General features: G+C 43.1%; 17 protein-coding genes. 6 read left to right on the top strand and 11 right to left on the bottom strand.

Annotation, left to right across the window (positions count from 1 at the left end; genetic code table 11):
- Nucleotides 1-4: 4 nt before the first annotated feature.
- From HED67_RS04205 to HED67_RS04195, 3 genes are read right to left on the bottom strand one after another with little or no spacing between them, the layout of a single operon-like run.
- Nucleotides 5-379, bottom strand: a complete 375-nt coding sequence (locus tag HED67_RS04205) for a (2Fe-2S) ferredoxin domain-containing protein (RefSeq protein ID WP_178439319.1) — start codon at nt 377-379, stop codon at nt 5-7.
- Between the two features lie 17 nt (nt 380-396).
- A complete protein-coding gene (locus tag HED67_RS04200) occupies nt 397-954 on the bottom strand; it encodes an ATP-binding protein (RefSeq protein WP_178439316.1) in 558 nt (185 codons plus the stop codon).
- 2 nt (nt 955-956) lie between these two features.
- On the bottom strand, nt 957-1,451 hold the full coding sequence (locus HED67_RS04195; RefSeq protein ID WP_215632493.1) for an NADH-quinone oxidoreductase subunit NuoE family protein: 495 nt from the start codon (nt 1,449-1,451) through the stop codon (nt 957-959).
- A 341-nt stretch (nt 1,452-1,792) separates the two neighbouring features.
- Here HED67_RS04195 and HED67_RS04190 point away from each other — a divergent pair, with 341 nt between their 5' ends.
- The 5 genes from HED67_RS04190 to HED67_RS04170 are packed head-to-tail and all read left to right on the top strand — an operon-like array spanning nt 1,793 to nt 5,073.
- Complete coding sequence (locus tag HED67_RS04190) at nt 1,793-2,140, top strand: DRTGG domain-containing protein (RefSeq protein WP_178439310.1); 348 nt, start codon at nt 1,793-1,795, stop codon at nt 2,138-2,140.
- A gap of 1 nt (nt 2,141) precedes the next feature.
- The gene (locus HED67_RS04185) at nt 2,142-2,567 is read left to right on the top strand and encodes an ATP-binding protein (RefSeq protein WP_178439306.1); all 426 of its coding nucleotides are present in this window, start codon (nt 2,142-2,144) and stop codon (nt 2,565-2,567) included.
- A 26-nt stretch (nt 2,568-2,593) separates the two neighbouring features.
- Entirely contained in the window at nt 2,594-4,036 is a 1,443-nt protein-coding gene (locus HED67_RS04180; protein ID WP_178439303.1) for a [Fe-Fe] hydrogenase large subunit C-terminal domain-containing protein, read from the top strand.
- Entirely contained in the window at nt 4,026-4,361 is a 336-nt protein-coding gene (locus tag HED67_RS04175; RefSeq protein WP_178439300.1) for a hypothetical protein, read from the top strand. Before HED67_RS04180 ends, HED67_RS04175 begins: the two co-directional genes overlap by 11 nt.
- Entirely contained in the window at nt 4,354-5,073 is a 720-nt protein-coding gene (locus tag HED67_RS04170) for a PHP domain-containing protein (RefSeq protein WP_221717622.1), read from the top strand. Before HED67_RS04175 ends, HED67_RS04170 begins: the two co-directional genes overlap by 8 nt.
- Before the next feature lie 205 nt (nt 5,074-5,278).
- Here HED67_RS04170 and HED67_RS04165 read toward each other — a convergent pair whose 3' ends face one another.
- From HED67_RS04165 to HED67_RS04130, 8 genes are all read right to left on the bottom strand, one after another.
- A complete protein-coding gene (locus HED67_RS04165) occupies nt 5,279-6,226 on the bottom strand; it encodes a 3-hydroxyacyl-CoA dehydrogenase family protein (protein WP_221717621.1) in 948 nt (315 codons plus the stop codon).
- A gap of 18 nt (nt 6,227-6,244) precedes the next feature.
- Entirely contained in the window at nt 6,245-6,433 is a 189-nt protein-coding gene (locus tag HED67_RS04160; RefSeq protein WP_221717620.1) for an excinuclease ATPase subunit, read from the bottom strand.
- 28 nt (nt 6,434-6,461) lie between these two features.
- A complete protein-coding gene (locus tag HED67_RS04155; protein WP_221717619.1) occupies nt 6,462-7,304 on the bottom strand; it encodes a beta-keto acid cleavage family enzyme in 843 nt (280 codons plus the stop codon).
- Between the two features lie 335 nt (nt 7,305-7,639).
- On the bottom strand, nt 7,640-9,010 hold the full coding sequence (locus tag HED67_RS04150) for an MATE family efflux transporter (RefSeq protein WP_221717618.1): 1,371 nt from the start codon (nt 9,008-9,010) through the stop codon (nt 7,640-7,642).
- A 146-nt stretch (nt 9,011-9,156) separates the two neighbouring features.
- Nucleotides 9,157-10,437: an MFS transporter gene (locus HED67_RS04145; protein ID WP_221717617.1), complete on the bottom strand. Its 1,281-nt coding sequence runs from the start codon at nt 10,435-10,437 to the stop codon at nt 9,157-9,159.
- A 144-nt stretch (nt 10,438-10,581) separates the two neighbouring features.
- On the bottom strand, nt 10,582-11,589 hold the full coding sequence (locus tag HED67_RS04140) for a cyclase family protein (RefSeq protein WP_221717616.1): 1,008 nt from the start codon (nt 11,587-11,589) through the stop codon (nt 10,582-10,584).
- Between the two features lie 109 nt (nt 11,590-11,698).
- Nucleotides 11,699-12,520 carry an SDR family NAD(P)-dependent oxidoreductase gene (locus HED67_RS04135; protein WP_221717615.1) on the bottom strand — a complete coding sequence of 274 codons (822 nt, stop codon included), beginning with the start codon at nt 12,518-12,520 and terminating at the stop codon, nt 11,699-11,701.
- Nucleotides 12,521-12,554: 34 nt separating this feature from the next.
- On the bottom strand, nt 12,555-12,908 hold the full coding sequence (locus HED67_RS04130) for a cupin domain-containing protein (protein WP_221717614.1): 354 nt from the start codon (nt 12,906-12,908) through the stop codon (nt 12,555-12,557).
- A 231-nt stretch (nt 12,909-13,139) separates the two neighbouring features.
- Here HED67_RS04130 and HED67_RS04125 point away from each other — a divergent pair, with 231 nt between their 5' ends.
- The gene (locus HED67_RS04125) at nt 13,140-13,625 is read left to right on the top strand and encodes a winged helix-turn-helix transcriptional regulator (RefSeq protein ID WP_221717613.1); all 486 of its coding nucleotides are present in this window, start codon (nt 13,140-13,142) and stop codon (nt 13,623-13,625) included.
- Nucleotides 13,626-13,730 lie beyond the last annotated feature (105 nt).

The following is a 13,730-nucleotide window of genomic DNA, read 5'->3' as shown; positions in this document are numbered from 1 at the left end:
CCTCCTATAAATTTGTTGAGCTTAATGTATATTTGCCAAGAACCTGACCACGGATCAGATGCTGCTCTACCACTTCTTCAGCTTTCTCCGGTGTCATCTTGATATACGTAACCTTCTCTTTACCAGGTTCATAAACTTCTACAATCGGTTCATACTGACATAAACCAATACAACCTGTCTGTGTAACAACAACATTGTCCAGCTGCTTTGCCTGAACTTCTTCAGCCAGTTTGTTAAGCACCGGTCTTGCGCCGCTGGCAATACCACATGTTGCCATGCCGACAACCACACGAATATGATTGGAACTGTCGTCCTCTCTCATATTGACTTCACCCTGCATTCTATCACGAATGGCTTTTAATTCTGCAAGTGATTTCATGCTGTCTCCTCCTCATTCTATATCACTGTACCGCCGTCAACTTCATGGCTGTTTTCGTTAAGAAATTGACGAATATACTCTGCTACCTCAGGGTTATTCAGCGGTACACCCTCTAAAATATCTTTAAATTCTCGCGTATCAAGCTTAAATGAACGCTTATTAAACGTATATGTATACAAAAAATCTATCTGCGTATTAAATGTAATCAATGTATAAATCGTACCATTCATATCACCAAGAGGCATTCTGTCTATATGGGACAGACCGAATACCGCAGTGACCTTCGTCCCTGTTCCGGGTTCAGACTGAATGGCAAAGCTGCCTCCCGTACTCTCCGCAGCCATCTTGAAAAACGGCACTCCCAAACCAATCTTTCTGGTTGTACGAGTGGTAAAAAAAGGATCCGTTACGTGAGACACCTGTTCTTTTGTCATACCGCAGCCATTATCTTCTATAGTAATGGTCAACGTATCCGCCGCTTCATCCACATCCACTGAAATCTGTATCAGTGAAGCTTCCGCTCTCACGGAGTTCTGGGCAATATCCAATACATTCAACGCGATCTCAGGCATCATGATTAGTTATATTTCTCCAATACACTATCAATATCATCAACTGTCAGTCGACCATATACTTCACCATTCACCATCATAACAGGTGCAAGGCCACAGGCACCGACACAACGACATGCATCCAGTGAGAACTTACCATCCGGTGTACACTCACCGCCTGCAATATCAAGCTTCTCCATGAGCTTATTGTAAATATCTCCGGAACCCTTAACATAACATGCCGTGCCAAGACAGACAGATATCTCATACTTGCCCTTTGGATTCAGGTTGAACCACGAATAAAATGTTGCCACTCCGTAAATCTTCTCAAGGGGCACACCCAGTTCATCAGAAATAATTTTCTGAACCTCAATCGGCAGATAACCGTAAATCTCCTGTGCCTTCTGCATAATCGGCATCAGACATCCCTTCTCATCTCTGAGTTCCCGGATGACTTTCAGCAATTGTTCTTTCTGCTCTTCTGTACCATAGAATGGTACTGTTTTCTTATTTGAAGCCAAAAGAATCCCTCCTTCTTTTCATACCTAATAGTAATAATGGCAGGCCAATTGTCCTGCTAAAAAAACACATATTTGCTTTCTTATGACAGCATACCATTATTTTTCATAATAATCAACCTATTTTTCGCATTGAGTTTAGTAAGTTTTTAACAACGCTTGTTAATTTTTTGTTTTTATATGCATACACGCCGTCATTCTCGCTAATTTCAGATAGATATATTTTACCACCCTTTGTTGAAATCGTACAGTATCTATGTTATACTATTTAGGAATAATATTCTATCGGCAATGCATTACCACATTATTGTTCTGCATTGTCTGTAGCGACAGGAGGAATTGTCATGCTTGTAAAAGAGATCATCCCACTGCTGGATGCCGAGCTGATCTACGGTTCAGATGATATTGATATCCGCGAAATTCATTCTGGATGCGGTTCTGATATGATGAGCGATGTTTTAGCCTTTGTAAAAGACCAGCCTGTACTTCTTACCGGTCTTTGTAACCCTCAGGTGATTCGTACCGCTGAAATGATGGACATTATGTGTCTTGTTTTTGTCCGTGGCAAACGCCCTGATGAGAAGATGATTGAACTGGCCCGTGAGCGGAACATCTGTCTCCTTGCCACACCGCACACTATGTTTACAGCCTGTGGCCTGCTCTATAAGGCCGGACTGGTCGGAGGTGCATAAGGTGGAAGATACGATAAAGTTAGAATATATTGTCTCTGCGGAAGATTTTACCCGCGCCGGTGAAGCCAGCAGCGACTTAAAGAATATACTGAAACAGATGGGGGTATCCCCGGACACTGTCCGAAAGGTTTCCATCGCCATGTATGAAGGTGAGATCAACATGGTCATCCATGCCAACGGCGGCGTGATTACAGTTTTCGTCACACCAAAAGAGGTTACGATGATCCTGAAGGATTCCGGTCCCGGTATTCCCGACATTGACAAAGCGATGCAGGCCGGCTATTCTACAGCCCCCGACAACATCCGATCTCTCGGCTTTGGTGCCGGTATGGGATTACCTAATATGAAGAAATATTCCGATGACATGAAGATAGAGACAGAACTCGGTGTCGGCACCACTGTCACTATGACTGTTCGGATCTGCTAATTTGTAACTGAAAGGAAGGTGATAGAATGAACACATTAAATACAAAGTTCTTTCATTCTGTATACCTTGACGAAAGCCTCTGCAAGGGCTGCATCAACTGTATCAAGCGCTGTCCGACCCAGGCAATCCGCGTTCGAAACGGTAAGGCCAGGATCACCAGTCAGTTCTGCATTGACTGCGGCGAATGTGTACGTACCTGCAGTCATCATGCCAAGAAAATCCATATAGACTCACTGGATATGCTCAACGATTACGCTTACACTGTGGCACTTCCTGCGCCTTCCATGTATGCCCAGTTCAATAATCTGGATGATGTGAATATCCTGCTGACGGCGCTTATTTACCTCGGATTTGATGATGTCTTTGAAGTCGGTGCTGCCGCAGAGCTTGTCTCCGAGGCCTCCAGGAAATATGTCGATACGCATCAGGAACAATGGCCATTTATCAGCACGGCCTGTCCGTCTGTTGTCCGCCTGATCCGCGTCCGTTTTCCAAATCTGATTGATCACCTGCTGCCGATCCTGCCTCCAGTAGAAGTTGCTGCCCAGCTGGCCCGCAAGCGTGCAATGGCCAAGACAGGGCTTCCCGCTGACAAAATCGGCATTATTTTTATTTCTCCTTGTCCTTCCAAGGTCACGTATGTGAAGTCTCCGCTTGGCACCGACCACAGTGCTGTAGATGGTGTTCTGGCTGTCAAGGATGTCTATCCGCTTTTGCTGCCGCATATGAAGATCGCCGAGCAGCGTCCGATGGATCTGGCCATTTCAGGCAGAATCGGTATCGGCTGGGGATGCAGCGGCGGAGAAGCCGGTGGTATGATCACCGACAGCTATCTTGCGGCTGACGGTATTGAGAATGTCATCCGTGTTCTCGAAGACCTGGAAGATGAGAAGTTCGCCAGGCTCCAGTTTATCGAACTTAACGCCTGCAGCGGCGGCTGTGTCGGCGGTGTCCTCAATGTTGAGAACCCTTATGTGGCCAAAGCCAAGATCAAACGACTGAATAAGTATCTTCCGGTCGCTAGAACGCACAGTGAAGATATTCCGCTGAAAATTGAACTGAACTGGAATAAAGCGGTTGAATACGAGCCTGTTTTCCAGATTGGCGAAACGGTGCTTGAGAGTATCAACAAGATGAAACAGATCGACAGTCTGTGCAACGAATTCCCAGGGTTGGACTGCGGCTCATGCGGTGCACCATCATGTCGTGCCCTCGCTGAAGATATCGTCCGCGGCAAAGCCGAGAAGAACGACTGTGTTTACATTTTGCGTAACCATATTCACCTTCTCTCTGAAACCTATTCCCGCTTCTCCCATGAAGCCATTGTAGATGGCGAGGATCCAAACGCCTGCATCCATATGCTGATGAACTACATGGACAAGCTGACGGAAGAAATTGCACTGCTTGACTCACATAATCTGATCAATACAGATTCTGACACAGAGGAGGGAAAGCATTATGACGATTAAAGAGCTGATTGAAAGCCATGTATTTGAAACAATCAACATCGGAGATGATACCGAAAGGACCATCTCCGGTCTTTTCTGCTGCGACCTCCTGAGCATTGCCATGAGCAAGGCGCCCGCTGACAGCGTCTGGGTGACCGTAATGGGGAATATCAACACACTGGCCGTTGCCGCTCTGTGTGATGTCGGCTGTATCATTCTCGCCGAAGGCGTTTCTCTCGATGAAGCCGCCCGGACCAAGGCCCTTCAGCAGCATATCTCAGTACTTCGCACAGAGCAGCCGATTTTTGATGCTGCACTGAGCGTTTACGAGAAGCTCCATGCCTGAGTTAAATTACGACCTGCATATCCATTCCTGCCTTTCCCCATGCGGGGATGATGATATGACCCCAGCCAACATCGTCGGCATGGCTGTGATCAAGGGATTAGACCTGATTGCCGTAACAGACCACAACTCATGCAAAAACTGTCCGGCTGTCCTCACCATGGCTGATGCCTATGGCCTGACGGCACTTCCCGGAATGGAACTAACGACTTCAGAAGAAGTACATGTGGTCTGCCTGTTTGCGGATTTAAAAGATGCACTGGCCTTTGACGAATATGTTTACAGCCGCCTGATGCCCATCCCGAACAACGAGAAGATTTTCGGCAAACAACAGCTTTACAATGCCAACGATGAAGTCATCGGCACGATACCGAATCTGCTAATCAACGCCACCGATATTTCCTTTGATGATGTTTTCGATCTGACGAAGGACTATCACGGCATCATGATTCCGGCCCACATCGACAAGACCGCCAACAGCCTGCTTGCCAACCTCGGTTTTATTCCGCCGGACAGCCGGTTTACCTGCGTTGAAATCAAAGATATGACGCACTATCACGCATTAAAAAAGCAGCACCACTATCTGGAACACTGCCGTATTATCAGCGATTCCGATGCCCATTATCTTGAGCATATCAACGAACCACATTATACTTTGTCTGTCAAAAGCCGAAATCCAAAGGATATCCTTTCGGCCTTGACAACAGCTGTATAGAAACGAGACTGACCGGCATCTGATAGGACATCCCCACCATAACAAAACTCATAATCACAATCAGATGATCTGCCAGCCGTAGTGCTTCTCCGGATAACTGATACATAGAAAAATCCCTGAACGCTATTACCACGTTTAGGGACTTTTCATTATTAATTATACATAATAAAATAATAGGGAGCTAATTTGTTATCCATAAAAAGCTTTATTTGTTATATAACATTTTAATCAGATATTCATTCAGACCGCCGTTGATTTCAGCGATTTCTTCTTCTGTGTAAGACATAAAACCGGTCTTCCTGCCATTAATTGTCTCAGCTCTGAATCCCATCTTGCCTTCTTCAATCATTTCTTTCAGAAGTGGAGATGGCGCGTGGCTGTCTTCCAGATCTTTTAATACATAATCATGAATATTATAAGTCAGCTGTGTACCAACCATATCAGAATTGACAAGGGGTGGTAAGTATGGCAGTCTTAAACCAAAGCTGTACTTACAAGCATCATCAACAGTTTTTGCATCTGCAATGCCTCTCTCAACAATCGAAATAGCCTCGCGCCATAATGCATGCTGCATTCTGTTGGCGATAAATCCTGGTACATCCTTCTTGCAAAGAACAGGTTTCTTGCCTGCTCTTGTCAAAATATCCATCACTGTTTCAGCCACTTCATCCGATGTTGCCTCTGTCTTAACAACTTCTACAAGTGGAATCAAAAAACCCGGATTCCAGAAATGTGTACCAACAAGTCTCTCTTTGTGCTGGCATTTTGCTGAAATTTCTGTCGGACTCATCACAGATGTATTGGTGCAGAAGATTGTATCATCAGATACAATGCCTTCCAGCTGTGCAAACAGATCCTGCTTCAACTGCATATCTTCAAGAACACATTCCACAACAAGATCTGCTGTTTTAACGCCTTCGCTCTCGATATCCTGTGTAAAGCTTACTTTGCTGACCACTTTGTCAACATCATCCGGTGTCACAATTTCCTTTTCAACCAGCAGTTTCATATTGTTGCGGATTTTTGCTTCAATATCTACAGGAAATTTATCATAGACAGTAATTGTAACATCATCAAGTCCTGCGAAAACCTGTGCGATGGCACTTCCCATCATGCCACCGCCACAGATTAATATATTTCTAACTTCTTTCATGATATTTTCTCCTACTTTTTATTCAACTTCTAAGTAATCTGCATCATCAGGCTGACGCGCACCGTCTTTCTCATATACGCCCATAACATCACATTTTGGACAATGGCCAAACTTCTCACCGAATTCCGGGATCAGATCAACCGCATATTCAAATTTCAGCCCGCATTTCGGGCAATGATAATACATAAACATTGGACCCCAGGTCATTTCACGCCTCCTGCGAATCTCCTGATTATTATTTTGTTAAGCCAAGAATTTCACGGGCTTCAGCTGGTGTAGCCACTTCGTTTCCATATTCTCTAATCACACGGGCAGCTCTCTCAACAAACTGTGCATTGCTTTCAGCAAGAACACCCTTTGAATACATAACGTTGTCCTCCATGCCGACACGGATATGTCCGCCTAAAGAAACGGCTGCGTACATTGTTTCCATTGCAGAATGTCCAACACCGAATGTGGACCATGTAGAACCTGGACAAAGCTGATCCATTGTCTCTTTCATAAATACAAGATTCTTAACAGAACCTGGAATACCATTTGCACAACCCATGCAGAACTGGAAATGTAATGGGGCTTTCAGAACACCTTTCTTCAGATAGTACGCTGCATTTGCGATCATACCAGGATCAAATGCTTCAATTTCAGGTTTGATATTCAGTTCCTGGAAGAGCTTGCCGCATCTTTCAAGAAAAGCCGGGCTGTTGATGAAGAGGCTTGAGTTTAACCAGTTCATAGAACCACAGTCATAGGAAGCCATCTCTGGTTTCAGAATCTGAACATGTTCAAGACGTGTATCGTCTGTTGCATAGATATCTCCGGATGTAGTCAGGTTCAGGATGATATCGCAATCCGGATATCTTTCATGAATCAAATTCACTGTCTCAATGAATTTATTCTTATCCATTGTACCGTTGCCATTATCATCTCTCATATGCAGATGGGCAATTGCTGCTCCTGCCTTCCAACATGCATAAACATCATCTGCAATTTCTGATGGTGTCATTGGTACATTCGGGTTATTCTCTTTCTTCGGCCACGCGCCTGTAACTGCTGCTGTGATAATTGTTTTCTTTGCCATTACGATCTCTCCTTAAATAATTTATGATATATTTTTTACATTTTATAATTGACACTTAATTATATAAGCAACTTCTGTGCCAAGTTTAAAATTCAGACACAAACGCTCGTTTTCCGCGCGATTTTAAGTTTTATCCGGCACCTATACATAAAATCCGCCTAGATTTGGTTTGTTTTTTCACCAGTTATCGGTTTGCTATTTCACCAGTTTGCCTTCATTTTGCATTTTTCAAGTACGTTTTTAATTTTTCACAACGCGTTTTCACATTTAATCTATTTATCTGCCGCTTTAATATGGAATTCCAGACATAAGTGGTGATAAAATGCACCGTCCTGTTATTTTGTCAGCTTTCTGACCCACCGATAGCTTCTGAAGCGAATAAATGTTGGAAGGCCTTTAAAAATCTGATCCGACTGAATCGCAATCACGACCGCTTCTACTGGCCATTTCCACCAGAAAGCCGCCGCAAATGATAACGGCATCACAATCGCCCATGTACTGACCATATTCATGGTCATTGTGAACTTTGTATCTCCGGCGCCTTGGATAATGCCAAAGCTCACCGGCATTTGATAAGACATCCCAACCATCACAAAGCTCATCACAATGATCAGATGATCGGCCAGTATTCTTGCATCCGGTGTCAGTTGGTACATAGACAATAGCGGTGTTCTCAAAACAAACAAAGCCACGCCGAGTATCACTCCGATCACGACATCAATAACTGCCAATGTTCTCGCATCACTTCGGATTCTTCTCATATCACCACGCCCGATGGCATTGCCAATCATAACCGCAGATGTGGATGACATTGCAATAACGATTACCTTCAGATACTGATAAAAGGTTGTTGCCACAGAATTGGCCGCAATGGCATTCCCGGAAAGATGTCCGAGAATCGCAGTCTGCATCGGGACAGAAATGCCCCAGAGTACCTGGGAAAGAACAATCGGCATCGCAACTTTCATATAATCTTTACCTAATTTCCAATCAATGCTCAAAATCTCTGTGCTGAACAAATGCAGCTTTTTGTCGAAAAAGGCAATATAGATCACGACGATTCCCAATTCAAGAATTCTCGCGATAAATGTTCCTATAGCCGCGCCCACAACGCCCATCTCCGGAAAACCGAAGCGGCCGTAAATCAACGTATAATTAATTACAACATTAACAACCAATGATACAAGCGAAATATAAAAAGAAATATTAACCGTCTCGGCACTCCGCAAAGCTGCCATCAGAACATTGGTTATAATATAAAATACAAATGTCCATTTCAGAAGTTTTAGGTAACGCATCCCTTCGTTTAATATTTCAGGGGTGTCTGTAAACAATCGCAACAGCTGCTCTGGCATCATCACGCAGATAATCAGGATTACCAGTCCACACAATAACCCCGACCATAATGCGATGCCAGTTAATCTTCTCATGGGTTCCGTTCTTTTCTCACCCCAATACTGGGAGGCCAGTACAACCAGTGCATTGCCTATTGATAAGGCAAACTGCTGTACCATAAAAAAAACCTGATTCACTGTCGCGGCACCCGACAATGCATTCTGATCATAGTTGCCAAGCATCACATTATCCGCCATATTAATGCTGTAGGCAACCAGATTCTGAAGGGCCAATACAAGCATCATACGAAATAAAGTTGTATAAAAGCCCTTCTCTTTTGTAAAAAATGTTTCTCTTCTATTTTGCTCCATCTTCTGTCCTGACTCCTTTTACATATGACTGCATCCCCCGCCGCCACACAACCGCTCTCTGCAACCTCTCTTTTATGAAAAAGCAAAAACTATCATATCGATGCAAGCACCAATATGATAGTTCTCAAATGACATGTCCTTTTTTCTTATTTTAACTCCGCTTTATGGTCCTTATTGTATTTGTATTCATCAACAAATGTGACACAAACAGATACAATGACAGCACCTACAGCAAAGATGATATACGCAACACTCAGATTACCGATGACATTTGTCACGATACCATTGACAACAAAGCACCACGCCGTTACAAAACCCTGAATCGGGAATACAACGGAATTTACTTTATCAAATCCCTGACGCCCGAAAATAGAGGTTGGCAGAGATGTTGTAAAGTTTGCAGAACCACCGATACCCATACCGATCATAAGAATTGACAGATAGAACAACAGTCCAACCTGACCTTTGGCCAGTACATTGATGACAAGTGCTGCTGCATACCAGATACCAAAGAACTGCATTGTTTTCTTTGTACCGATTTTCTGGTCAATCACACCAATAATCCATGATCCGAATACACCAATCAGAGCTACGATTGTCATCAGTGTCAGCGCTGCGCCCTGTGTCATGCCAAAATCACGAATATTACGTGTTACAAGCTGCTGCATAACGCCTACGGAGCAGATCTGAAACAAACCGGTAAAGATTGCCGCAAACCATGTTTCTTTTGTTTTAAGAAGCTTGATAGTTGTCCAGTCAGAATCATCCTCTGCTGTATCATACTCAGATGCATATACCTCGTCAGATACATTATCAGGGTTGATACCTCTTTCCTGTGGTGTATTTCTCATGAAAATAAAGCCAACAATACCAAGGATAATAGCTGCAACGCCCGGAAGCCAGGACGCTTTGTTCATGGAACCCATTGTTGCAATCAGGCCTGTCATGATTGCTACATAGAACGCAGATGCGAAGTTATGACCCATTGTTGTATAGCCCATAACAATACCTTTTTTCTTCGGGAACCAGTTTGCAACCAGTGTACCACCTGCCACATAACCGGCAGACATCATACCTGTTGCACAGAGTGTCATGCATACCGTGTAAAACATAACACTTGTTGCATTACCGCAGCCAATGTATGTCACACCGGAAATAATCAGACAAATAGCAGATGTTAATCTCGGTCCGATTTTTTTGTTAATCTGGCCCGCAATAATGAACCCGATTACCGCAATCATACCGGCATAGCCATTCATTGTAATAATTGTACCCGGTTCAACACCACAGTTTGCTGCTGCTGCCGGGGCAAGAACATTTGTACCATCGTTGATCATACCTACATAGAGGAAGAACATTAACAGACAATAAAGAATCGTTCCCCAGCCAATACCAAAATTATTCATAGACTGTTTTTCTTTTGCCATAATACGAATTTAACCTCTCTAACAACACATAATATTTTTAAAAACCCATAATAATAGCCGACTGAAGAAAACCCACACTCCAGTCGGCTTTACATTAAAAAATGCGCATTAACTTTCTTTGATTATACAACTCTGTTTCTGCAATTATTTATTTCTTGAGAAAAGTTTCTGCATGTACTCAAGACCTGAACCACCACCGTTTTCAGCGTCAGCATAGCCTGTACCGCCATATTTGTATGTTCTTTCAGGCACATCGTTGAGTTTTTCTTCATCGATACGTGCAACGCAGCGAGCCATTGAACCATCGCCCATATACCAGCGAAGTGGGAAGCAGAGGAATTCAAATTCAACACCTGCCGGAATCTTATCAAGGTTACCGCCAAGGTTTTCGACACCTACGATGCCATGACCAAGCATTTCTTTATGACATGGTTCCCATGTACCCCAGATACCGATTTCTTCCAGATCACCGTACAGTTCATCATAAGCTTCCTGACCATGAAGTCTGATATATTCAAATTTATCAAATTTTGAGTAGGCTTCTTCACCGAAAAGTTCCTTGTACTCTTCTGTGATTGGCTTACCTGTAGCGCCAAGAAGGTTCATTCTTGTCATACCGTTATTGCCCATTGCTGTATGAAGTGGATGGTCAAGTGCCTGAGAATCCATTGCAACAGCTTTTACGCCATGTCTGACAAACCATTTACCTGCTTCAACACCTGTACCTGCTGAGTAATGATAGTATGCTTTTGAATCATCGAATAAACGATGCATACCTGTGTTCAGGCAAAGGATTTTACCTTTAAGATCATCCGGATTGTAACCACATGCCTTGCATGCAGCATCAAGATGTTCATCTGTAATTAAGCCCCATGGCTCAATATCGATATTCAGAAGAACTGCTGTGCCTGCATAAGCATCTACAGGCATCTCGTGTGTATAACGTGCACGTCTGCCGTCAAATTCATATTCCATAACATGACGAGGAGCATCACAATGTGTTCCTGTGTGCATTGTACATTCGATTCTGGATGTCAGGACACCACCTTTAGCCATTGTATGTGCATTATCAATCACCGGTTTGTCAAAATATGGCCATCTTGGAATTTCAGCGCAGAAAGGATGCGTTAAATCAACATATACTTTTCCCATAATAATTAATCTCCTTTGATATATAAAAATTATTTTTTAGATGCGCTGCATCAGCAGTTCATCTGTGATGCAGCATTTCAATTAATATGAATCTTTGATCAATGTTTAATTAGCAGACAAGGTAACCACCGGAGCAGTCACAAGCCGCACCTGTAATAAAGTTGGAAGCATCTGAACTCAAAAACATTGCGTAACCACAGAAGTCTTCTGCTTCAGCCAGACGGCCGATCGGTTCACGTTTCATGAAGTTCTGGTATACAGCTGATTCCGGATCAAACATCCACTCTGTCAGATCTGAACGGAATACTGTCGGACAGATCGCATTGACATTGATACCGTATTTAGCTGAAAGGTCACAAGCCATAGAAGCAACCATCATATCAGCGCCGCCCTTGGATGTACAGTATCCTGTGTAACCAGCCATACCTCTCTTAGATCTCTGAGAAGTAACAACAACAATTTTACCGCCCTGGCCGGATGGCACGTTTTCAGCACCATTCAGCTGTGCAACCATCTGCTGAGCAACATACTTCAGAACAATGTATACCGACTTACAGTCAGCATCCATGATATACTGCCAATCTGCGACAGACTGATCAAGGATATTGGCCGGTTTGTTGTAACCATGACAAACAGCAAGGATATTGATTTCTCCGTAAGCTTCCACTGACTTTTTGATGAGTTCAGCAACCTGCTCTTCGTTTGCAGGATCTGCTGCAATACCAACACAGTCAATGCCTTCCGCCTTGAACTCTTCTACAAGCGGATCAAGACCAGACTGTTTACGTCCTGAAAGAATCACCTTTGCACCAAGGTAACCGTATGTTTTAGCTAACACTCTGCCAAGTGCACCTGTCGCACCTGTAACGAGGGCAACTTTGCCTTTAACAGAAAACATATTATCTACAAATTTTTTTGATACTGGAACCATAAAATTATCCTCCTCCATTAATTGAAAAAACTGATTATTTAGCATCCGGGTAGTTGATGATGACAAGCATCTCCGCAACTTCATTGCTCTTGTTTTCAAGGCCTCTGCCTTCATTTGGAGGGAATGAAATTGATTCATTTGCATGGATCACATACTCGTTGCCGTCCTTATCTGTAACTGTCATCTCGCCCTTTAATACATAGTAAACCTTTTCCAGTGGGTTATCTTCGTAAGCCCATACAGCACCGCCGCCTGGAAGGAAAACAGATTTACCGATCCAGAATTTTTCAGCACCTGTTTCTTCTTTACCGTGTACTCTCATAGCCACCATGTTGTAATGTCCCGGTGCATCGTAAGGTTTCAGTTCACTTAAAGTTCTTTTAATCATTGTTTTTTCCTCCTTAAAACATATCCATTTTTATTTCGATTACCCCTTGTTAATATTTTACCAAGCTTTCCAATTGATAACAATCATGACTTTTCTATCACAATCTTACCATCGTGAAAGCTAATATCCTTCAGGTAACCTGCTTACCAAAAAGTTACTCCCCGTTTATTGTAAATCAACACAAATATGATAAAATAGAATTATTATCATCTGTGCGAAAGGAGCTTTGTCATGGATCAACCCACAAACGGAATTAACCCTTACCTCTATGCCCTCTCCATCGTCTCCGGAAAATGGAAGATGAGCATTCTCAACCATATACATTACTACGGTTTCATTCGTTTTTCCAAAACCAAGAAAACTTTTCCAATCAGTGAAAAGGTTCTCAGTCAGCAACTGAAAGAGCTTGTTGCAGACGGCCTTGTCCAGCGTATTCAATATAACGAGATCCCTCTCCGGGTAGAATATCGTCTCACCGATGCTGGTAAGAAACTCATCCCGGCGATTGATTTTTTGTACACCTGGAGCATTCACCGCATGCAGGAACTGAATGTTCCTATTGATCCGGATGCTTTTGTCGTTCATACGTCCTCCCGATATGATGCTTCTCTGAAACACATCATCGAGCACTATGACGAGCTGTGTGATTTCTTTGAATATGCCGATGAACACCAATTAGATATTCATGCTGCTCTTGAAAAACTGAGGCATTCATAACTTTTTTCTTACACCCCTATATACAGCAAACACTATGCCAATTTTTAATCAATCTCGTTAAAATGTTCGCAATCCTTTGATTTTGCTTGATTTTTATTTTTTACC

Source organism: Pseudocoprococcus catus (assembly GCF_019734885.1).
Lineage (GTDB): Bacteria > Bacillota > Clostridia > Lachnospirales > Lachnospiraceae > Coprococcus_A > Coprococcus_A catus.
The sequence above is the reverse complement of the archived record's forward strand: the minus strand, read 5'-3'. Positions and strand labels throughout refer to the sequence as shown.

Coding starts and splice junctions, on each gene's coding strand:
- HED67_RS04140 (WP_221717616.1), bottom strand. CDS start 11,589: ATGGGAAAAGTATATGTTGATTTAACGCATCCTTTCTGCGCTGAAATT.
- HED67_RS04205 (WP_178439319.1), bottom strand. CDS start 379: ATGAAATCACTTGCAGAATTAAAAGCCATTCGTGATAGAATGCAGGGT.
- HED67_RS04125 (WP_221717613.1), top strand. CDS start 13,140: ATGGATCAACCCACAAACGGAATTAACCCTTACCTCTATGCCCTCTCC.
- HED67_RS04135 (WP_221717615.1), bottom strand. CDS start 12,520: ATGGTTCCAGTATCAAAAAAATTTGTAGATAATATGTTTTCTGTTAAA.
- HED67_RS04175 (WP_178439300.1), top strand. CDS start 4,026: ATGACGATTAAAGAGCTGATTGAAAGCCATGTATTTGAAACAATCAAC.
- HED67_RS04160 (WP_221717620.1), bottom strand. CDS start 6,433: ATGACCTGGGGTCCAATGTTTATGTATTATCATTGCCCGAAATGCGGG.
- HED67_RS04200 (WP_178439316.1), bottom strand. CDS start 954: ATGATGCCTGAGATCGCGTTGAATGTATTGGATATTGCCCAGAACTCC.
- HED67_RS04190 (WP_178439310.1), top strand. CDS start 1,793: ATGCTTGTAAAAGAGATCATCCCACTGCTGGATGCCGAGCTGATCTAC.
- HED67_RS04145 (WP_221717617.1), bottom strand. CDS start 10,437: ATGGCAAAAGAAAAACAGTCTATGAATAATTTTGGTATTGGCTGGGGA.
- HED67_RS04165 (WP_221717621.1), bottom strand. CDS start 6,226: ATGAAAGAAGTTAGAAATATATTAATCTGTGGCGGTGGCATGATGGGA.
- HED67_RS04130 (WP_221717614.1), bottom strand. CDS start 12,908: ATGATTAAAAGAACTTTAAGTGAACTGAAACCTTACGATGCACCGGGA.
- HED67_RS04150 (WP_221717618.1), bottom strand. CDS start 9,010: ATGGAGCAAAATAGAAGAGAAACATTTTTTACAAAAGAGAAGGGCTTT.
- HED67_RS04170 (WP_221717622.1), top strand. CDS start 4,354: ATGCCTGAGTTAAATTACGACCTGCATATCCATTCCTGCCTTTCCCCA.
- HED67_RS04155 (WP_221717619.1), bottom strand. CDS start 7,304: ATGGCAAAGAAAACAATTATCACAGCAGCAGTTACAGGCGCGTGGCCG.
- HED67_RS04180 (WP_178439303.1), top strand. CDS start 2,594: ATGAACACATTAAATACAAAGTTCTTTCATTCTGTATACCTTGACGAA.